The 20,801-nt window shown below is 62.0% G+C and carries 17 protein-coding genes and 2 pseudogenes; 8 read left to right on the top strand and 11 right to left on the bottom strand.

Annotation, left to right across the window (positions count from 1 at the left end):
• Nucleotides 1-16 precede the first annotated feature (16 nt).
• From K5K89_RS28940 to K5K89_RS11055, 3 genes and pseudogenes are all read right to left on the bottom strand, one after another.
• Nucleotides 17-772: a methyl-accepting chemotaxis protein gene (locus K5K89_RS28940; RefSeq protein ID WP_371322051.1), complete on the bottom strand. Its 756-nt coding sequence runs from the start codon at nt 770-772 to the stop codon at nt 17-19.
• Between the two features lie 102 nt (nt 773-874).
• Nucleotides 875-1,696 (bottom strand): annotated as a pseudogene (locus tag K5K89_RS28935) (cache domain-containing protein); the annotation flags it as partial.
• Between the two features lie 76 nt (nt 1,697-1,772).
• On the bottom strand, nt 1,773-3,092 hold the full coding sequence (locus K5K89_RS11055; protein ID WP_222541698.1) for a Na+/H+ antiporter family protein: 1,320 nt from the start codon (nt 3,090-3,092) through the stop codon (nt 1,773-1,775).
• Nucleotides 3,093-3,331: 239 nt separating this feature from the next.
• Here K5K89_RS11055 and K5K89_RS28930 point away from each other — a divergent pair.
• Nucleotides 3,332-4,621, top strand: a pseudogene (locus tag K5K89_RS28930) (HAMP domain-containing protein); the annotation flags it as partial.
• Between the two features lie 102 nt (nt 4,622-4,723).
• Nucleotides 4,724-5,479, top strand: a complete 756-nt coding sequence (locus K5K89_RS28925) for a methyl-accepting chemotaxis protein (RefSeq protein WP_371914392.1) — start codon at nt 4,724-4,726, stop codon at nt 5,477-5,479.
• A 51-nt stretch (nt 5,480-5,530) separates the two neighbouring features.
• Here K5K89_RS28925 and K5K89_RS11045 read toward each other — a convergent pair whose 3' ends face one another.
• Genes K5K89_RS11045 through K5K89_RS11030 form a run of 4 tightly spaced genes read right to left on the bottom strand, consistent with a single transcriptional unit; the run spans nt 5,531 to nt 8,170 of the window.
• Nucleotides 5,531-6,892, bottom strand: coding sequence for a sensor histidine kinase (locus K5K89_RS11045; protein WP_222541396.1), 1,362 nt, complete (start codon nt 6,890-6,892; stop codon nt 5,531-5,533).
• Nucleotides 6,889-7,557 (bottom strand): response regulator transcription factor, encoded by a 669-nt coding sequence (locus K5K89_RS11040; RefSeq protein ID WP_071489687.1) that lies wholly within the window; start codon nt 7,555-7,557, stop codon nt 6,889-6,891. The genes K5K89_RS11045 and K5K89_RS11040 overlap by 4 nt, the downstream gene beginning before the upstream one ends.
• The gene (locus K5K89_RS11035) at nt 7,557-7,868 is read right to left on the bottom strand and encodes a PepSY domain-containing protein (protein ID WP_071489688.1); all 312 of its coding nucleotides are present in this window, start codon (nt 7,866-7,868) and stop codon (nt 7,557-7,559) included. Before K5K89_RS11035 ends, K5K89_RS11040 begins: the two co-directional genes overlap by 1 nt.
• Nucleotides 7,868-8,170 (bottom strand): PepSY domain-containing protein, encoded by a 303-nt coding sequence (locus K5K89_RS11030; protein ID WP_058425612.1) that lies wholly within the window; start codon nt 8,168-8,170, stop codon nt 7,868-7,870. Before K5K89_RS11030 ends, K5K89_RS11035 begins: the two co-directional genes overlap by 1 nt.
• A 158-nt stretch (nt 8,171-8,328) precedes the next feature.
• Here K5K89_RS11030 and K5K89_RS11025 point away from each other — a divergent pair, with 158 nt between their 5' ends.
• From K5K89_RS11025 to codA, 6 genes are all read left to right on the top strand, one after another.
• Complete coding sequence (locus K5K89_RS11025) at nt 8,329-9,408, top strand: hypothetical protein (RefSeq protein ID WP_071489689.1); 1,080 nt, start codon at nt 8,329-8,331, stop codon at nt 9,406-9,408.
• A gap of 309 nt (nt 9,409-9,717) precedes the next feature.
• Complete coding sequence (gene queD, locus K5K89_RS11020) at nt 9,718-10,074, top strand: 6-carboxytetrahydropterin synthase QueD (RefSeq protein WP_003190259.1); 357 nt, start codon at nt 9,718-9,720, stop codon at nt 10,072-10,074.
• A 96-nt stretch (nt 10,075-10,170) separates the two neighbouring features.
• A complete protein-coding gene (locus tag K5K89_RS11015) occupies nt 10,171-10,794 on the top strand; it encodes an NUDIX hydrolase (protein WP_071489690.1) in 624 nt (207 codons plus the stop codon).
• Between the two features lie 191 nt (nt 10,795-10,985).
• Nucleotides 10,986-12,254, top strand: a complete 1,269-nt coding sequence (gene codB / locus K5K89_RS11010) for a cytosine permease (protein ID WP_071489691.1) — start codon at nt 10,986-10,988, stop codon at nt 12,252-12,254.
• Entirely contained in the window at nt 12,251-13,456 is a 1,206-nt protein-coding gene (locus tag K5K89_RS11005) for a PucR family transcriptional regulator (protein ID WP_093127145.1), read from the top strand. Before codB ends, K5K89_RS11005 begins: the two co-directional genes overlap by 4 nt.
• Nucleotides 13,457-13,483: 27 nt before the next feature.
• Nucleotides 13,484-14,719 (top strand): cytosine deaminase, encoded by a 1,236-nt coding sequence (gene codA, locus K5K89_RS11000; RefSeq protein WP_071489693.1) that lies wholly within the window; start codon nt 13,484-13,486, stop codon nt 14,717-14,719.
• Between the two features lie 9 nt (nt 14,720-14,728).
• Here the strand turns inward: codA and K5K89_RS10995 are convergent, their stop codons facing one another.
• The 4 genes from K5K89_RS10995 to tssI are packed head-to-tail and all read right to left on the bottom strand — an operon-like array spanning nt 14,729 to nt 20,517.
• Nucleotides 14,729-16,879 carry a lipase family protein gene (locus K5K89_RS10995; RefSeq protein WP_222541395.1) on the bottom strand — a complete coding sequence of 717 codons (2,151 nt, stop codon included), beginning with the start codon at nt 16,877-16,879 and terminating at the stop codon, nt 14,729-14,731.
• Between the two features lie 14 nt (nt 16,880-16,893).
• The gene (locus K5K89_RS28630; protein WP_083351563.1) at nt 16,894-17,673 is read right to left on the bottom strand and encodes a hypothetical protein; all 780 of its coding nucleotides are present in this window, start codon (nt 17,671-17,673) and stop codon (nt 16,894-16,896) included.
• Entirely contained in the window at nt 17,666-18,502 is an 837-nt protein-coding gene (locus tag K5K89_RS10990; RefSeq protein ID WP_222541394.1) for a DUF4123 domain-containing protein, read from the bottom strand. Before K5K89_RS10990 ends, K5K89_RS28630 begins: the two co-directional genes overlap by 8 nt.
• Nucleotides 18,502-20,517, bottom strand: coding sequence for a type VI secretion system tip protein TssI/VgrG (tssI, locus tag K5K89_RS10985; RefSeq protein WP_222541393.1), 2,016 nt, complete (start codon nt 20,515-20,517; stop codon nt 18,502-18,504). Before tssI ends, K5K89_RS10990 begins: the two co-directional genes overlap by 1 nt.
• Nucleotides 20,518-20,801 lie beyond the last annotated feature (284 nt).

Below are 20,801 nucleotides of genomic sequence, written 5' to 3'. Positions count from 1 at the left end.
GCCCAGCCCCTCAGCGCTAGATCCTGAACTGGCCGACCAGCTGCCCCAGGCGCTGGCCCAGGTCCGCGAGGCTGCGGGAGGTCTGGGCGCCCAGCTGGGTCTCGTCGGCCACGCTGTCCACCGCCACGGCAATCTGATGCACGCTGCGGTTGATCTCTTCGGCGACGGCAGTCTGCTCTTCGGCGGCGCTGGCGATCTGGGCGTTCATCGAATTGATGGTGCCGATCAACTGCGCCATGGTGTCCAGGGACGCGCCGGCTTGGTTGGCCTGGGCCGAGGTGCCGTCGCCAGCGTCGCTGGAGCGGCGCATGGCGTCCACCGCGGCTTCGGTGCCTTTTTGCAGGCGGTCGATCATGCCCTGGATTTCCTGGGTGCTGGTCTGGGTACGGCTGGCCAGGGCGCGCACTTCGTCGGCGACCACCGCAAACCCACGGCCGGCCTCCCCGGCCCGTGCGGCTTCAATTGCGGCGTTGAGCGCGAGCAGGTTGGTCTGTTCGGCGATGGAGCGGATCACGCTGAGCACACTGACGATGGAGGCCACGTCCTGCTGCAGGCTGTCGAGGGACACGCCGCTGCTGCGGATGTCGTTCACCAGCGCATGGATCTGCGCGATGCTGCCGTCCACCACGCGCTTGGCGGCCTGGCCTTCGGCGTCGGTCTGCTGGGCCGCGACCGACGCGCCCTGGGCACTGCGCGCCACTTCCTGGGCGGCCGAGGACATCTGGTTGATCGCCGTGGCAACCTGGTCGGTCTCATGGCGCTGGCGCTCCATGGCCTGTTCGGAGCGCTGGGCCTGCTCGGACACCTGGCTGACCAGGCCGGTGAGTTGGCCTGTCATCTCGGTGATCTGGCGCACCAGGCCGTGGATCTTGTCGACAAACCGGTTGAACGCGCCCGCAAGATCGCCCAGCTCGTCCTGGCTGGTGATGGCCAGGCGGCGGGTCAGGTCGCCTTCACCGGCCGCGATATCGTCGAGGTTGGCTTTCATCAGGTGCAGCGGACGCAGGATGGTATTGGCCAGCAGCATGCCCACGGCGGCGATCACCAGCAGCACCACCACGGCCACGCCGAGGATGCTCAGCAGCACGCCTTCCATGCGTTTCTCGACCTTGGCCTCGACCACCGCCACCCGGGCTTCGATGCCGTCCAGGTTCACCGAGGTACCGATGACCATGTCCCACTTGGGCAGGTATTCGGTGTAACCCATCTTGGGCACCAGTTCGGTCTGGCCCGGTTGGGTCGAGCTGTATTGCAGGTAATGGGTGCCGTCCTTGCCGACCTTGACCAGGTCGCGGTTGACGTACACCCCGTTGGGGTCGCGGTTGTCCTTGAAGCTCTTGCCCACGCCGTCGGGGCTGTTGCCCTTGAACAGGCGAATGGTCTCGGAGTCATAGCCGAAGAAGTAGCCGTCCTTGCCGTAACTGGTGTTGGACAGCAGCTTGACCACCTCGGCGCGCGCCGCGTTATCACCGGGGGCTGCCGCGTCGTAGAGCGGCTTGATGGTGGTCATGGCCACTTCGACATAACTTTGCAGGGTGGCCTTGGCATCGTTGAGCAGGCGCTGGCGGGTTTCTTCCACCTCATTGCGCGCCTGGCCCTGCAGGATCCACACGGTGGTCAGGCTGATGACCACGGCAAACAGCAGCACCGGCACTACGGCGAGGGACAGGACTTTGGCCTTGAGGCTCAGACGCATGGGTTTTCTCTCTTATTAGTGGCGACTTGAGAGGTTAACGGCCGCGTAGGATGTTTCTGTAGTAAGCCCGCTGCGGTCAGAGGGTCATGGCAGCCAGCCAGCCGAATGCCAGCAACGGGAGGTTGTAGTGCAGAAAGGTCGGCACCACGGTGTCCCAGATGTGGTGATGCTGGCCGTCGATGTTCAGGCCGGAGGTGGGCCCCAGGGTCGAGTCCGAGGCCGGCGATCCGGCATCACCCAAGGCGCCGGCCGTGCCGACGATGCACACGATGGCCATGGGGCTGAAGCCCAGTTGCACGCACAGCGGCACAAAGATCGCCGCAAGGATCGGCACGGTGGAAAACGACGAGCCGATGCCCATCGTCACCAACAGCCCCACCAGCAGCATCAACAACGCCCCTACCCCACGGCTATGGCCGATGAAGGCTGCCGAGGTTTCCACCAGCGAACGCACATCGCCGGTGGCCTTGAGCACTTCGGCAAAGCCCGAGGCGGCGATCATGATGAAGCCGATCATCGCCATCATCTTCATGCCTTCGGTGAACAGGTCGTCGGTGTCGCGCCAGCGCACGATGCCCGACACCGAGAAGATCAGGAACCCGGCCAGGGCGCCGATGATCATCGAGTCCAGCCACAGCTGAATGATGAACGCCGAGGCAATCGCCAGCCCGGCTACCAGCAGGGTCAGTGGGTTGTACTGCACCGCCACCTGCTCGACCCGCTCGATCTTCTCCAGGTCGTACACGCGTTTCTTGCGGTAGCTGATGAACACCGCCACCAGCAGGCCGACGACCATGCCCAGCGCTGGCAGGCTCATGGCGTGAGTGACGTTGACCTGGCTGATGTCCACGCCGCTCTTGGCCACGTTGGCCAGCAGGATCTGGTTGAGGAAGATATTGCCGAAGCCTACCGGCAGGAACATGTACGGCGTGATCAGGCCGAAGGTCATCACGCAGGCGATGAGGCGGCGGTCCAGTTGCAGCTTGGTCAGCACGTACAGCAGCGGCGGCACCAGCAATGGAATGAACGCGATGTGGATCGGCAGGATGTTCTGCGAGGCAATCGCCACCCCCCAGAGCAGGCCGATCAGCAGCCATTTGACGTGGCTGCCACCGCTGGCTTCCTGGCGGTCCACCAGCAGCAGGGCCTTGTCGGCCAGCGCGTGAGCCAGGCCGGACTTGGCAATCGCCACGGCGAAAGCGCCGAGCAAGGCGTAGGACAACGCCACCGTCGCCCCTCCACCCAAGCCGCCATTGAAGGCCTTGAGCGTGGCCTCGATCCCCAGGCCACCGGTCAGGCCGCCCACCAGGGCGCCGAGGATGATGGCGATGACCACATGCACGCGGGACAGGCTGAGCACCAGCATGGTACCGACCGCGGCAATGACTGCGTTAATCATGGTTACCTCAAGCAAAAAACATAAAAAACAGGCATGCCCGCGCCCGGGCGGCCATTGGGTGGCAACCGGCGTGCAGGCTTGAAGGAGGTCTTATTAGAGGGCGCGCACTTTGCAGCAGGCGGGCGCGCATGTCAAAAAACGGCGCCGCTTTCAGGTTTAAATCGATCGTTTGAATAAAGAAAAACCTGAAACCGCCGATACAGGGGCTCTCTGTGTTTTCAGGTAAGGATGTACCGATGTCGCTCAGGCAGCTCTCCATTCAATGGAAAATCACCCTGCTCGCTGGCTTGTGCCTGCTGGGAATCGTGACCCTGCTGGTGGGTCTGTCGCTGTATCGCATGGCGCAGAGCTCGCAGCAGGTCAAGGCCTCGAGCATGCAGATGCTGGATGAAGCCGCCCAGGCGCGCATCGAAGCCCAGGGTGAGGTGCAGGCGCTGGGCATCCGTCGCCAGTTCATGGACGCCTATCAGTACGGCCATGGTTTTTCCCGCCAGGTACTGTTCCTGCGCGAGCAGGCCGAGAAGCGCTTTCTCGACGCCTTCGACACCCGTGAAGACCTGACCCGCCAGGTCAAGGCCGCGTTGCAGGCCAACCCGGATCTGCTCGGTCTGTCCCTGGTGTTCGAAGCCAATGCGCTGGACGGCAAGGATGAGCTGTTCGCCGGCCAGGCAGAGTTGGGCAGTAACGACAAGGGGCGCTTCGCCCTGTACTGGTCGCAGCCGACACCCGGCAAGCTGGAGTCAATGGCACTGCCGGAAAGCGACATTTCCGACACCCGCGTCGGCCCCAGCGGCGAAAAGGCCAATGCCTGGTTCACCTGCCCGCGCACCACGCTCAAGCCATGTGTGATCGAACCGTACTTCTACACGATCAACGGGCAAAACGTGCTGATGACCAGCATTGTCTTCCCGTTGATGGCCAACGGCAAAGTCATCGCCTCGCTGTCGGTGGACATCAACCTCAACAGCCTGCAGGCCGTGAGCCAGCAGGCCAGCCACAAGCTGTATGACGGCCAGACCCAGGTCAGCATCCTCAGCCCGACCGGTTTGCTCGCCGGCTACAGCCCCGACGCCAGCAAACTCAGCCAGCGCCTGGACCAGGTCGACACTGCCAACGGCGCACAGTTGATCAGCGCCCTGGCCGGCAGCTCGCAGATCCGCAGCCTGCACACCGATCACCAGCTCAAGGTGCTCGCGCCGTTCGCACCGATCCCGGACGGCAAGCCGTGGGGCGTGCTGCTGGATGTGCCGGAGAAGGTCCTGGTGGCCCCCGCCGAAGCGCTGAAAAACCGACTGGATGCCGACAATGCCAAGGGCACCCTGCTGGAGCTGAGCCTGGGCCTGCTGGCCGCCGTGGTCGGCTTGATCCTGGTGTGGTTGATGGCACGTAGCGTGACCCGGCCGATCCTCGGCGTGGCGCACATGCTCGAAGACATCGCCAGCGGCGAAGGCGACCTGACCCGGCGCCTGGCCTACGACAAACAGGACGAGCTGGGCCAATTGGCTGGCTGGTTCAATCGTTTCCTCGACAAGCTGCAACCGATCATCGCCGAGGTCAAACGCTCGGTGCAGGACGCCCGTGGCACCGCCGACCAGTCCGCCGCGATTGCCACTGAAACCAGCGCCGGCATGGAGCAGCAGTACCGCCAGGTCGACCAGGTGGCCACCGCCTCCCACGAAATGAGCGCCACTGCCCAGGACGTGGCCCGCAGTGCGGCGCAAGCAGCCCAGGCCGCACGCGATGCCGACCAGGCCACCCGCGACGGCCTCACCGTGATCGATCAAACCACCCGCAATATCGGGGAGTTGGCGGCGGACATGAGCACGGCCATGTCCCAGGTCGAAGGTTTGGCGGCCAACAGTGAAAAAATCGGCTCGGTGCTGGAAGTGATCCGCGGCATCGCCGAGCAGACCAACCTGTTGGCGCTCAACGCCGCCATCGAAGCAGCCCGCGCCGGTGAAGCCGGGCGTGGCTTTGCGGTAGTGGCCGATGAAGTGCGCAACCTGGCGCGACGGACCCAGGAATCGGTGGAAGAAACCCGCCTGGTCATCGAGCACCTGCAAAGCGGCACCACCGACGTGGTCGGCGCCATGGGCAACAGCTACCGCCAGGCCCAGGGCAGCGTCGAACAGGTCGGACAGGCGGTGACCGCCCTGCGCCAGATCGGCGATGCGGTAACGGTGATCAGCGACATGAACCTGCAGATCGCCAGCGCCGCCGAAGAGCAAAGCGCGGTGGCCGAGGAGATCAACAGCAACGTGGCGACCATTCGCGACGTGACCGAGTCACTGTCCGAGCAGGCCAACGAATCGGCGCGGGTGAGCCAGGCGTTGAACAGCCTGGCGAATCAGCAGCAGGGGTTGATGGATCAGTTCCGCGTCTGAAAATGCAAGGCTATCCAATGTGGGAGGGGGCTTGCCCCCGATTGCGGTGTATCAGCCAATCTGTTTTTTGACTGGAATACCGCCATCGGCGGCAAGCCCCCTCCCACAGGGCAGTTCGATCAACACTTTCAGGCCGCCCAGTTCAGACGCCTGCAACTGCAACACCCCACCCCACACCTCGACAATATCCCGCACGATCCCCAGCCCCAGGCCATGGCCATCGATCTGTTCGTCCAGGCGTGCGCCACGGCTGAACACCTGGTCTCGCTGGCTTTCAGGAATGCCGGGGCCGTCATCTTCCACCGCCAGCAGGTAATGGTGCTCAGTCTCGGTGACGCTCAGGCGCACGTCGGCATCCGCCCATTTGCAGGCGTTATCCAACAGGTTGCCGAGCAGCTCCAATAGATCTTCGCGGTCCCAGGGCAGTTGCAGGCCGGGCGCGGCGCGGTAGCTCAGGTCCAGGTGTTCGCCGTGGATCATGGTCAGGGTGGCAAGCAGGCCGGGCAGTTCTTTATCACAATCGAACAACGCGCCGGGCAAGGTTTCCCCGGCCAGGCGGGCGCGATTGAGTTCGCGGTTGAGGCGTTGCTGTACCTGCTCCAACTGATCACGCAGCAGTTTGCTCAGCTCAGGATGTTGCTTGAGCGTCTCGCTCGATGCCGCGCTCAACAGCACCGCCAAGGGCGTCTTGAGGGCGTGGCCGAGGTTGCCCAGGGCATTGCGCGAACGCTTGAGGCTGTCTTCGGTGTGCGCCAGCAGGTGGTTGATCTGCGCCACCAGCGGCTCCAGTTCCAGGGGCACCTGGGTATCGAGTTGCGAGCGTTGCCCCTGTTGCAGTTGGGCAATCTGGTTGCGCGCGGTTTCCAGCGGGCGCAAGGCGCGGCGCACGGTCAACCGTTGCAGGATCAACACCAGCAGCAACGCCGCCAGCCCCAATACCAGGCCGATCTGGCGCATCAGCCGGAAGCTTTCGCGCACCGGGGTGTAGTCCTGGGCCACGCTGATGGAAATCGATTGGCCAAACCGCTTGTAGTCCGCACGCAGCACCAGCAGTTGCTGGCCTTCCGGGCCGAGTTGCAGGTTGCCCTTCAGCCCCGCCTCGGGCAGGCGCGGCAGTTCCTGGTCCCACAATGAGCGGGAGCGCCAGTGGACGTCGGCGAAATCAATGCGGAAGTAATGCCCGGAAAAAGGCCGTTGATAGGCTGGCGACAGGCGTTGCTCATCCAGCTGCACGCCGTTAGGCCCACGCACCAGCGCCACCAGCAGGTTCTCGGCGTCGTTGCGCAAACCGGCTTCCAGGTAGCGCTGCAAGCCGGCCTCGAACAACCACAGACTGGTCTGGGCCAGCACCACGCCGACGATCACCATCACGCTGATCAGCCCCAGGCTCAGGCGCCGCTGGATCGACCTCATGCAGGGCTGGCGCCAAACCGGTAACCCTGGCCGCGCCGGGTCTCGATCACGCTGCGGCCCAATTTGCGACGCAGATGGTTGACGTGCACTTCCAGCACATTGGAGTCGCGTTCGGTCTCGCCGTCGTACAGGTGCTCGGCCAGGTGGCTTTTCGACAGGATCTGTTCGGGGTGCAGCATGAAATAGCGCAACAGGCGAAATTCGGCGGCGGTCAGCTGGATCTCATCGCCATCACGCAGCACGCATTGGCGACCTTCGTCCAGATGCAGGCCGGCCGCCTGCAACGTCGGTTGGTTCGCCTGGCCGTGGGAACGGCGCAACAGCGCCTGGATGCGCAGGTGCAGCTCTTCGGGGTGAAAGGGTTTGGCCAGGTAATCGTCGGCGCCGGCCTTGAGCCCTTCGATGCGCTCGGCCCAGGAGTCGCGGGCGGTGAGAATCAGTACCGGAACGGCCAACGCGGCGGCTCGCCATTGGGCCAGCACCTCAAGCCCAGGCAGGCCCGGCAGGCCGAGGTCGAGGATGATCAGGTCGTAGGGCTCGCTGCGGCCCTGATACACGGCATCGCGCCCATCGGCCAGCCAATCGACCGCATAGCCCTGGCGCTGCAGGCCAGCCATCAGTTCATCGGCCAAGGGTACGTTGTCTTCCACCAGCAGCAGGCGCATCAGTCTTCCTCGTCTTTGATCAGCACACCGGTGCGTGCGTCCAGCTTGATTTCGCGCACCACCCCTTCGGTGGTCACCAGTTCCACTTCATAGGCATATTGGCCGTGTTTCTTCTCCAGCTCGGCCTCCAGCAGGCGCGAGCCGGGGTAACGCGCCATGGCCTGCTGCAACAATTGCTCAAGTGGCAGGATCACCCCCTGCTGGCGCAGCGCCAAGGCTTCATCCTGGTTGAGGTCGCGGGCCGCCAGGCTGGAGCAGAATGCCAAGAGCACCAGCGCCACTCGACTGCCGACGCGTAAATTTACCTTCATTACGTATCCTGATGATTCTTGAGGACCTGCCCGGTGAGCGCGTCCAATTCAACGTCCCATTCGATGCCGTGGGCATCCTCCAACTCGACCTCATACACGTACTTGCCGTAGGCCTCGTCCAGGTCGGTGTCCAGCAATGTCGAACCGGGGTGCAGGGCCAGGGCCGTGGCTTCCAGTTGATCGAAAGCGACAATAGTAACAGTGGCCGGCACTTTCAGTGGTTTGTCGGGGTCCACGGCTCGGGCCTGGGTCGCCGTGAGGGCGATGATACCGGCGGCGGCCAGCGCGGTAAGGCGCTTCATGATAAGTCTCCGTTACAGGATGTTTTCCTACGCCGGCCACCGTACGCCCTGCAACTTAACTGAAACTGAATTGCCACCATGGCAATTCTCACCCAGGCCTTTGCCCCACATTCCACGAGATTTTCTATAATGCCCCGCTCGCTCGGACAGAGACCGGTATGACAGCCATCCATATCAAGTTTCCCGCCTTGACCCTCAAGGCCGGCAAACGCGCCTTTGCGCGCATTCGTGAACAAGGCCTCACGCCTGCCGAGGTGGGCATCCTGCCCGGCGCGGCCGGCGGCCCGAAGGCACTCGGCATCCAGGGCCTGGACCTGGCGCTGTTCGGCGACTGGCTGCCCCGCGCACCACGGGAACGTGCGCTGATCGGGGCCTCGATTGGCTCCTGGCGGTTTGCCAGCGCCTGCCTGCCCGACCCGGTGCAAGGCTTGCTGGACCTGGGCCGCCTGTATAACGAACAGCGTTTTGCCAAAGGCGTGACCATGGCCGAAGTCACCCAGAGCTGCCAGCGCATGCTCGACGACTTGCTCGTCGGCCGCGATGCACGGGTACTGGACAACCCGGATTACCGCCTGAACATCATGGTGGTCAAGAGCCACGGCCTGCTGGCCGACGACCATCGCGGGCGGCTCGGGCTGGGGCTGTCATCGGTGATTGCCGATAACCTGCGCGGCCGCGCACGGCTGTCGCGGCACTTCGAACGGCTGATCATCCACGACCCGCGCCAGGCGCCACCGGTGCATCCGCTGAAGGACTTCCCCTCGCGCTTCCTGCCCCTGGAACTGGGCAACCTGCGCCAGGCACTGCTGGCATCGGGGTCGATCCCCATGGTGATGCAAGGCGTGCGCGACCTGCCGGGTGCAGGCGCCGGCACCTACCGCGACGGCGGCCTGCTGGACTACCACCTCGACCTGCCCTACCACGGCGATGACATCGTGCTGTACCCGCACTTCACCGACCGGGTCATCCCCGGCTGGTTCGACAAGGGCCTGCCGTGGCGACGCAGTAACCCGCAAGGCTTGCAGGACGTGTTGCTGCTGGCTCCCTCCAGGGACTACCTGGCCCGCCTGCCCCACGGCAAATTGCCGGACCGCAGCGACTTCAAGCGCTTCATGGGCGACGACGCGAGCCGCAACCAGTACTGGCAGACCGCGATGAGTGAAAGCCGAAGGCTGGGCGATGAGTTTCTGGAGCTGGCGGATAACGGCGGATTGGGCGAGCGACTGCAGGTCCTGTAGACGCGGGCCGGAATCCGGCAGGGGTTTCGGGGGGGACCACCCGATTAGTGTGAACACTGCGACTGTGCCGAGCGGACTTGTCCCGCGTTGGGTTGCGAAGCGACCCTGGAAGGAGGAATGCGGTGAGTCGGGCACTCTTCGGCTGCTGGTCTTGGGGCTGCTTCGCGGCCCAACGCGGGGCAAGCCCGCTCGCCACAGGCAATCTTTATTCGCCGGCAAGCCGGCGTGTACAGAGGGACGGTATGCGCGGCGAGGGATCAAGCTGTTAAACTCGCCGGCTGCCAGATACCTGACCGAGCTGAAAATACCGTGGAAATCTTCAAAGAGTTTACTTTCGAATCCGCCCACCGCCTGCCCCACGTACCGGAAGGCCACAAATGCGGGCGCCTGCATGGGCATTCGTTCAAGGTGGCGATCCACCTGAGCGGCGACCTGGATCCCCATACCGGCTGGATTCGCGACTTCTCGGAGATCAAGGCGATTTTCAAGCCGCTCTACGAACGCCTCGACCACAACTACCTCAATGACATCCCCGGCCTGGAAAATCCCACCAGCGAAGTGCTGGCCAAGTGGATCTGGAATGAGTTGAAACCCCTGCTGCCTGAGCTCAGTGCGATTCGTATCCACGAGACCTGCACCAGCGGTTGCATCTATCGCGGCGAATAAGCCTCCGGTAGGAAAAAGCCACCCTCGCGGTGGTTTTTTTGTGCCTGGTATTGCACCCTTCGATCTGCCCGCCTTTCGCACACCGATGAGGAATGTATGGAAAACACCTGGCTGGCCCAGGCCAAACGCTTGCAGGCATTGGCCTCCACGGGCCTGCACTTCTGCACCGATGATTTCGAGCGTGAACGCCTGGAGGAAATTGCCGAGATTGCCCACAGCATGCTTGCGCAACTGGGCAATGTGCCCCTGGAGCGTATCACCGGCTTGGTCAGCGACTTCGCCCAGCGTTACTCGACGCCGATGATCGACGTGCGCGGCGCGGTGATTGAGGGTGACCGGATTCTGCTGGTGCGCGAATTGACCGATGGCTGTTGGGCGTTACCAGGCGGTTACGCCGATATCGGCTTGTCGGCGGCGGAAAACATCGTCAAGGAAATTCGCGAGGAAGCCGGGCTGACGGTGACGGCCCGGGCGTTGTACAGCGTCACGCACAAGGCCAAGGGCTTGTATCGGCCGGACGTACGGGATTTCTACAAGCTGTATTTCCTGTGCGAACCCGTGGATCAGTCGGCACCGATGGCAGGCTTCGAGACCACCGAGGTGGGTTTTTTCCGCCTGGACGAGCTGCCGCCGCTGTCCCGCGGGCGCACCATCGAAAGTGATCTGGAGGCAGCGTTCGCCTTCCATCGTGGCGAGACCACCCACACGCTGTTCGACTGATCCAATTTGTATCACTGCTGCACCGCTTTCGTGCCCGATTGGGCACTGCGACCGTTTCTCGAGGCATTTGCCCCCTGTTTGGCTATAAATACTGTGCACGGTGCACAGCGCCCATCGTGCGCTCGCCACTGCTGCCGCCTTGGCACGCACGGTGCAATAGGCCTGCGTCACTCATTCAGGGAGCAAGGCACATGACGCAGCAAGAACCGGGCAACGATTACCCCCTTAGCGAAGTCCCGATGCATGCGCGCAAAGGCCTGGCGTCGACCGCCATGGTGCTGTTGGGCTTTACGTTTTTTACCGCGACCATGTTTGCCGGCGGCAAGCTAGGAGTGGCGTTCAGTTTCACCGACATGCTCGGCGTCGTGGCCCTGGGTAACCTGCTGTTGGGCATCTACGCCGCAGGCCTGGGTTACATCGCGTTCAAGAGCGGGCTGAACTCGGTGTTGATGGGGCGTTTCTGCTTTGGCGAAGTGGGCAGCAAGCTCAGCGATTTGATCCTCGGCTTCACCCAGATCGGCTGGTACGCCTGGGGCACGGCCACCGCCGCAGTGGTGCTGGGCAAGTATTTCGAACTCAGCCAGGGCAGCGTGCTGGCGTTGATGGTGGTATTTGGCCTGGTGTTCTGTGCCACGGCCTACATTGGTTATCGCGGGCTGGAGATTCTGTCCTACATCGCGGTGCCGGCCATGGGCATCCTGCTGTTTCTGTCGATGTGGGTAGCCACGGTAAAGGTTGGCGGGCTGGATGGGCTGCTCGCGGTGGTGCCTACCGGTGAGTTGGACTTGTCCACGGCAATCACCCTGGTGTTCGGCACCTTTGTCAGCGGTGCGACCCAGGCCACCAACTGGACACGCTTTTCGCGCTCGGCCAAGGTGGCGGTGCTGGCCAGCCTGATCGGTTTTTTTATCGGCAACGGCTTGATGGTGCTGATCGGTGCCTACGGCGCCATCGTCTATCAGCAACCGGACGTGGTCGAAGTGTTGCTGCTGCAAGGCTTTGCCATGGCGGCAATGGCCATGTTGCTGCTCAATATCTGGAGCACCCAGGACAACACCATCTACAACTTCGCCGTGGCCGGCTGCAATCTGCTGCGCACCAAACGCCGCAAGACCGTAACCCTGGCCGGTGCGGTGATCGGCACCCTGCTGGCGTTGCTGGGCATGTACGACATGCTGGTGCCGTACCTGATTCTGCTGGGCACGGTAATCCCACCGATTGGCGGGGTGATCATGGCGGACTTCTTCTACCGCTATCGCGGCCACTATCCACGCCTGGCCGACGCACGCCTGCCAGCGTTCAACTGGCCAGGGCTGGTGGCCTACGCGGTGGGCACGGTGCTGGCGTTCAACTCGCCCTGGGTCGCGCCGTTGGTGGGTATCGTGGCCGCGTCGCTGACCTACATCGCGCTCACCGCCGTGCTGCGCGTGCGGGCACCCTTGGTTGACGCCCAGGCATGAGCCTGACCATCGCCGATGTGCTGGCCCTGCCGGGCCTGGAATCCATGCGCCTGCGCGCCGGCACGGCCGGCCTGGAGAACGGCGTGCGCTGGCCCTACGTGGCGGAAAACAGCGGGATTGCCGAGTGGGTATTGGGCGGCGAGCTGGTATTCGTCACCGGGATCAACCACCCGCGCGACGAAGGCAACTTGATGCAACTGCTGGAGGAAGCCTGCGAGCGTCAGGTGGCCGGGTTGGTGATCCTCACGGGGCCGGCGTACATCCAGGCGATCCCCCAGCGTTTGCTGGAGGCTGCCGAAGCCGCCGGCATGCCGCTGATCGAACAGCCCTACTCGCTGAAAATGGTGCTGGTGACCCAGGCCATTGGTTCGGCGCTGATCCAGTCCGAGCAGTTGGGTCGCTCGCGGCACGATGTGCTGGAGCGTTTGCTGACGGGCGATTATCAGTCCCTGGATTTGCTGCTGCACCGTGGCGGACAGTTGGGTCTGTCGTTGGCCGGGCATTGGCAGGTGGTGCAACTGCAGTTGGAAGGCAGTGAGTTGCTGTTTGCCCAAGGCGACGCGGCGGCGGTCGAGGTACAACTGGCGCGGCAACATGACGCCATCAACCGGCGCTTGCGCCAGGTGTCGGCGGGTTTGCCGGTACTTGGGCGGGCCGGCCAATGGACGCTGCTGCTGCCGGCCTCGGACGCCGTCGCCGCCTTGGTCAACCGCCAGCACCTGGCCAGCTGGCTCAACCCGCTGAATCTGCGACTGGCGCCGCTCAAATTGTTTATCGGCCTCAGCGCCGCCGCGCATCCACCGGCACGCCTGGCCCAGGCGCAGGATGAAGCACGCCAGGCACTGGCGGCTGCGCGGCGTTTCAGCGAGCGCGCCGGTCTGTGCGTGTACGACGAATTGGGCGTACTCAAGTTACTCAGTGGCGTGCGTGATCGCGCCCTGCTCGATCAATTCCTCCATGAACGCCTCGGCCCCTTGCTGCGCCACGACGCGCAGCATGGCCCCAACCTGATGCCGACCCTGGAAGCCTGGTTTCACGAGAATGGTAACCTGGTGGCCGCCGCCCAGCGGCTCGCCGTGCACCGCAACACCCTGACACACCGTGTCCAGCGCATCGAAGCCTTGTGCGGGCTGACGCTGGATAATTCATATGATCGCCTGGACATCGGCATTGCGCTGATGATCTGGCGACTGTCTGCCTGATTGTTTTTAGCCAAGAGGAACTTGCCCATGCACATCATCAACGCCCGCCTGCGCAACCGTGAAGGCCTGCATGATCTGCACCTGGAACATGGCCGGATCGCCAGTATCACCGCGCAATCGACAGTACCGCACCTGGGCGCGGGGGACCTGGACGCCGCCGGCAACCTGGTGATCCCGCCCTTTGTCGAACCGCATATCCACCTTGACGCCACGCTGACCGCCGGCGAACCACGCTGGAACATGAGCGGCACCCTGTTCGAAGGCATCGAGTGCTGGGGCGAACGCAAGGCCACCATCACCCAGGAAGACACCAAGACCCGCGCCAAAAAGACTATCCAGGCCCTGGCTGCCCACGGTATCCAGCATGTACGCACCCACGTCGACGTCACTGACCCGGACCTCACCGCGCTCAAGGCCATGCTGGAAGTACGCGAGGAAAGCACACACCTGATAGACCTGCAGATCGTCGCGTTCCCCCAGGAAGGCATCGAGTCGTACCGCAATGGCCGCGAACTGATGGAAGAGGCCATCCGCCTGGGCGCCGATGTGATCGGCGGCATCCCGCACTTTGAATACACCCGCGACCAGGGCGTGAGCTCGGTGAAGTTCCTGATGGACCTGGCCGAACGCACCGGCTGCCTGGTGGATGTGCACTGCGACGAAACCGACGACCCACATTCGCGCTTTCTCGAAGTACTGGCCGAAGAGGCCCGCAGCCGCGACATGGGCGCCCGCGTCACTGCCAGCCACACCACCGCCATGGGCTCCTACGACAACGCCTACTGCGCCAAGCTCTTTCGCCTGCTGGGACATTCCGGTATCAGCTTCGTTTCCTGCCCCACCGAGAGCATTCACCTGCAAGGTCGCTTCGACAGCTTCCCAAAACGCCGTGGCGTCACCCGGGTCAACGAACTGCTCGAGGCCGGCATGAATGTGTGCTTCGGCCAGGACTCCATCGTCGATCCCTGGTACCCACTGGGCAACGGCAACATCCTGCGGGTACTCGAAGCCGGTTTGCACATCTGCCACATGCTCGGCTATCGCAACCTGCAAAGCGCCCTCGACCTGGTCACCGACAACAGCGCCAAAGCCATGGCCCTGGGTGACCGCTACGGTCTGGAGCAGGGACGCCCCGCCAACCTGTTGATCCTCTCGGCGGACAGCGACTACGAGGTGATCCGCAGCCAGGGCCTGCCGCTGTACTCGATCCGCAACGGCAAGGTGTTGATGACACGCCGGCCAGCCCAGGTAGAGTTTGCGTAAACACCTCGGTCAGACAATCAAGTCGATATCCAGCGTATGTGCCCTCCCCCTGTCGTTATCCAGAGCGGGAGGGATACGGGCGACCTGCGACAGCTCGCGATTTTCACGGTGGCTGAACCAGCGCTTGAGGCTCGTTGCCAAGTGGGCACCATGGGCATGACTACCATAGACATCACGGGCTTCCAGACGGCGCCAACGCAGAGTCGCAAGGCGCTCGCGACTGCTGTGCAAACGGTCGATTTCGGCGTTCAAGGCTTCGTTATGCTCATAGCCCCGGTCGTTGGCCGCCTTTAGACGGGTCAATTCCCTACGCTTGTTGCGCAATTGCTCGCGCATGGTCTCGAGTGCACGGTCGAGCAATTCGAATTCCCTCGGCGTTACCAAGGGCCCATTGCTTTCCTGGGTTTGCTGCCAGCGCCGGAGTGTTGCCCAGGCGGCCGGAATGTAGCTGGCGGTCATGAAGTGCTGGCTGGCCTGGAACAGCTGCTTGAGCAGGTTGTCACGTTCAGGCATGTCACCGCTGAGTTGCAGCGCCCGGTTGCAGCCGGCCTCCTGGATGGACTCACAACCGGGTTGCCACAACACCGAAGAATGCGTGCCGTCCGCGAGCGTGATTGGCATGAAATGGTATTGTTCGCCATGGTGCTCGTAGGGGTTGCCACCGAAACGTACCAGGCCGGCGGCGAACAGCAACCCACTCGGCGCGGGGGCGCTGAACAGCGTGACGGCACCTGGGACCCAGAGCTTGGCGGTGGTGTTCATCCATGGGGCCGGGACGCTGGGGACGGGGTCGTTGTGGTTGACGATGCGGTGGTGGACCAGGGTTGAGGCACCTGCGGTGAATTCGGAATCGGCGGCGCGGGGGGCGCCGTAGGTGTAGAGGAGGATGTTGTAGTTTTGATCAGGAATACGACGTAGCCCTTCTGCCAATAACAACGCAATCGCGCCGCCCAGGCTGTGTCCGCAGATGACGATTCGTTGCCCTATATGAAACTGAGTGAGGTAGTGCAGCACGAAATCACGCATCGCCCGGTAAGCCTGATAGAAGCCCTCGTGTGCCTTGCCGACACCCTCGGCAAAAGCCACCTGATGGGCGTTTGCATCCCGTAGCCCATCGGCGGCGCTGGCGGTACCTCGCACAGCAATCAGGATCACCTCATCGTGATGACTGATAAATGCCTGCGTATCAGTACCAAACGCTTCATCATCAAAAAAATGCAAACTCGCTGGGTGCTCCTGCTTATCACCCAAGTCCGGTCGATTTTTTGGATACAACACAGAATCGAAAGGCAAAATCTCGAAGCGTCGGGAATACGGGACCTCTTCGTAGATCGGATAGAAACGTTGCTGTTCTTCCGAATCGACTCGCCAGGCCTCGTGATAACCCGAAAGTTTCTCAGCAAAAAAATGACCGACGCTGGGGTCGAGTGGAAAATGAACCTCCTCTTGAGGCTGTTGAGGTGGCTCCTGGCCGAAATTGCAGTAACTCAAGGTGGCCATCAACGCTAGCTGATACAGGTTCAAGGCACAGAAGCTGTCTTCGGTTGAAAGCATCGGGCGCAAAGCCCGCAGCGGTCTAACCTCAAGAGCAGTATGGCTGTTGGGGAATAGCACGATCCCTGCCAAGGTTGTTTCGGGTGGCCCAAATCCAAGGTCGGCCAACATTTTTAACGCATGCCGTCGAGGTTGATAAGCTCTCTGTTCAATCGGGGGTAAATGGGCGGCGTGGCGGACTAAATCGCGAACCTCAACTTGATAAAAATGGCTGGCTTTTTGTTGAGCAGGATTACCTTCGGTACGGCGACCATCATAGGCCGCAAATCTAGTCTGTTCAGCCCGTCGTTGAAGCTCGGTAATAGGAAGTTTGTAAGCGCTGCGCCCCCTTAGATACTTATACGGTTGCTCAACTCCCGAGTAAGGCTCGTCAAAAACAAGGACCACAGGTCCGCAGTAAATATTGGATAGCTTGGCAAAGCCCTCACCGTTCAGCCTGCCCTTGTACTCTTGCCCTGCGCTATCGTGGATTGTGTAAGGCAATCCACCGTACGCCCCACCAACACCGAGCTCATCGACCAGACAAAAGCTTACCCAATGCCCGCGCAATGCACAGGCCGGCTTGATATCACTGAAAAAAGCTTGCTTCCTTGCATCCATCTTCATGAACTTGCTCCCTGCTACTTGCACGATGGGTAGACATCACAGATGCGGCCATCCGGCATTTTTATAGGTTTAAAGTCGCTAGTATTGCCGTTGCAAAACGCATACAGGTCCTCATGGTTTTTACCTTTGCAACGCCGCCATCCACCGGGAACGACCACCCAGCTATCGTCAAAATAGGGTTCCTCATCATCAGTCAATGTCAGAACCAGCCTGAGAGTCTTCCCAGGTAACTGATCCCTTTGCACAACTACGCCTGCTCGTTGTTCTTTCGGCTGACTCGCCCCCCCAAAAGCGCTGCATGTAAGGACCTTAATGATTGCGTGCTGTGGGCCCGCAGTCCGAAACATCCACTGACATTGTCGGTGTAGTTCCTGAACTCCCGTCTCTGGCATCCCCGGTACATCAGGATCCGAATAATCTCGCACTGAAAAGCTTGAATTATCTCCTCCAACGTCTGAATCTCGAGGCCCCCACTTTGCATAAGTTCTGAAATCCACACTCCGCAAAACCGTAGGGCACCCTTCAATGACTTCAGTCAGCGGCAGTTCAAAACTCACGCGTTCAGCCACCGGTTTGTAATGCGCAATAAAGATCTTTCTCTCGGGCCTCTTGCCTCGACGCCTGGGCAACGTGCAGGTTTCCCCCGTCGCTGGACCGTAATTGGCGCCACCGATGAAGCGGAATTGCGCCGGCAAATCCACCTCCAACGTAAATCGATCCACAGGCTTGCCCCCACACCCCGTCAGCCCGAGTACCCCCAGCACCATCACCCCCGCCCACCTTCGCCTACTCATGCTTTCCCCCCATCAATCGCCACTGTTCCACTACTCGCTCAAAGTGCTCCCCAGGCGCTTCACCGACCCTGGGCTGCCACTGCAAAACACTGCTCCGAGTCGCCTCTTCCAGTCTTCGCACCACCAGAAACTCCAGCTGCTCCGGCCCCTGCCACTGCCAGGCACGCGCCTGCTCCAGTACCTGTGCCAGCCAGATTCGCGGGTCCTGGAATTCCACCAATGTCGCCAGGTCCTCACTGTGTTCGGTCAACAGGTAACGCAGGATATTGGCGTGCAGGATGGCCGCTGCGTTTGGGTTGGGCGCATCCAGCCAGGGCGCGGGATCCGGCACCGGATACTCGCCGGGGGCCTGGTTGTCAGCCGTGTGCCAGCGGTTTTCGTGCCAATAGCACACGCTGATCAATGGCCCGAGAAATACCGGCCAGCGGTCCTGGCCCATATGGGCCAGGGCACGCGCCAGGGTACGGTTGTCGTGGAAGCGGTATAGCGATTGCGCGCCTTCAGGGCCCACCAGCAGCCTGTCACGCCAGTGTCGAGTCACTGCCGTCAGGTCTTCGCCGGGTAAACTGCCCAGCCAGCCCCAGTTCGTCTCGGGTTGCTGCAATAGGCCAAGCAAAGCGTGCTCGTTCAGCGGGCCCAGCAGCACAATCAATGGGCCTTCTGCCGCCAACTCCGCTACGGCAGTCTCGGCGTAAACACTGCGGTACGCCGGCAAGTCGCGTACCTCCAGCAGCGGTGCGCGCGCGTCGCTCTGCCCTTCAAGGATCAAGCACAGTCGCCGTCCCCGCTGTTGCTGTTGGTCCATCCACTGGCCTGGCATGCTTGGCATCAAGCGGCCCTCCCTGGCAGTTCACACCGTCCTTCACGGCAGCGCTCGCACACCGGGCAGTAATCGGCCCCCAATTGCTTGGCCAGGTTCATGAGGCTGCCTTGCACCAGGGAGATGCTGGGTGTGTCGATCGCCGCCGAGGCATTCGCCGCCAGGGTGACGGACGGCGCTCCACCCAGGGTAACGGGGCGACTGCTGAAGATGCCGCCGGCCTGGATGACTAGATGCTCGCCCCCCGCCTTGAGGCTCAGTTGCGCCCCGGCGTCGATCACCAGGCTGGCACCGGACTTGAGATGAAACTGCTGCCCGGCCTCCAGGATCAGGGTCTGCCCCACATGGGTCCGGCTGTCACCTTGTACATTGAGGTAGTCGCTCGCCTTGAGCACGATCCTGCGATCGCCGGTGATGTGACGATGCTCCTCGCTGGCCAGGTGAGCCGTACTCAATCCATGAATGACTTCCCGTCGCTCCCCCGCCACTTCCAACCGACTGTCATGGCCGACCTGCTGCTCCAGGTCCCGCTGTGCACGAAGGTAAATGAGCTCCTCGCCACGACGATCCTCCAGGTACAACTCGTTGGCGCCCTCGCCCCCCTGCGTACTGCAGGTGCGCAAGACGCTGCGGGTCTTGTGCTGCGGCAAGGGGTAGGCCGGCCGGTGCGACGCGTTGGGCAGGCAACCGTTGATCAACGGCTGGTCCGGGTCCCCTTCAAGGAAGGTCACCAGCACTTCCATGCCCACACGCGGGATCATCGTTGTACCGAACCCGTCACCGGCCCATCCGGATGCAACCCGAACCCAGCAACTGCTTTTATCATCCGCCTTGTCCAGGCGGTCCCAGTGGAAGCGCACCTTTACCCGGCCATAGACGTCACAATGCACGTCTTCCCCCGGCGGCCCGGTCACCGTTGCGGTCTGGCTGCCATGGATGGTCGGCTTGGAATGTTTGAGGGGCGGTCGATGCACCGCTTGCCAAGGCGTCGCGGTGAAGCGATTGCGATACCCCTGGAAGCCATCAGTCGTGGGCGTCGCCTCCTCCAGCACCTGCGGCTGATGACCTTCGTGACGCACCGAGGTGATCAGCCACAAGTCATTGCAGGACGGATCGGGGTGATCGCGCAAGTCAAGGAAATGCCCGCTGCGCAGCGCCGGTTGATCACTGCGGCCCAATGCGCGAAGACGGTCGCGCTGGTGACGCTCCAAGCCCCGCCGCGCCAAGCGCTTGCCCCGGGCATGACCCGTGAATCCCGCTGGGTAACGATAGTCCTCGAGAGGTTGCGCCGGAGCCGAGCCGGCGCAGTCCTGCAGCAGCAATGAAGGTTGTTCGAAGTCATGATCGCGACGCACCGTCTTCTGGGTGCGCGTGGCCAGGCGCACATCAAAACGCTGGACGACCTGCGTAGCGGCTTGCGGCCCGCCAGCAGGGCAATAGCGTTGCTGGGGCAAACGGCGAAACACCGTCTGGTCATCACCGAACACCAGCAGATGGGCATCCGCGCTGTGACGGAAATGGTAATGAATGCCCTCCTCTTCACACAGCCGCTGGATGAAGTGCAGGTCGCTCTCCGCATACTGCACACAGAACGTGCGTGGCGGATACACCACGGGACCAAGCTCGAATGCATAGGCGTCCGCCAGGATGCCATGCCGCTCAAGCACCGCCGCGATAATCTGCGGCACGCTGCGTTGCTGGAAGATCCGCTGGTCGCGCCGGTGTGCAAGGTAGGCCAGGCGAGGTGCCAGGGTCAGGTGGTAGAGCGTGATGCGCCGGCCAGGGTCGTCCCGGCCGATTGCGTAAACCTGACCATGCAGCCCTTCGCCCATTCCGAAATCCAGGTAGGCGGGTTGATGGAGCAACCTCTCGAGGTCAAGGGAAGGATTTTCACTCACCACCTGCACCTGGATGAAAAAAGGCTGGTCAAGGCGCTCGCGGCCGTTGAATGCCAGCACCTGAAAGTCCGTTTCCATGCAGGGAAGAATCAGTTTGAAACGTGACGAAACAAACGCGTTAACCATCCGTTGTTACCCGCCATAAATGAATGAGCACGCAGGAATGCTTTGCCTCGTTAAGTGTGCGAATAAACTGCCGAGAAAAAGCCCCTGAACGCCTCAAAGCTTAGCGATTACGGGCGAAAATCGGCTGTTTTAAAATAAAAAAGAAGATTCGTACAAAGAAGTTGGAAGTGTCTTTTACAAAATAATAAAACGAGTCAATGCGCCACTTCTTAACAATAAGAAATGCCCTACATCAACCTTCTTAATAACAACTAACTGACAAAGAAACAGCCGACACTGAATCA

This window comes from Pseudomonas sp. DR208 (genome assembly GCF_019823005.1).
In the GTDB taxonomy this organism is placed as follows: Bacteria; Pseudomonadota; Gammaproteobacteria; order Pseudomonadales; family Pseudomonadaceae; genus Aquipseudomonas; species Aquipseudomonas extremorientalis.
This window is presented reverse-complemented; position numbering and strand designations above follow the sequence as displayed.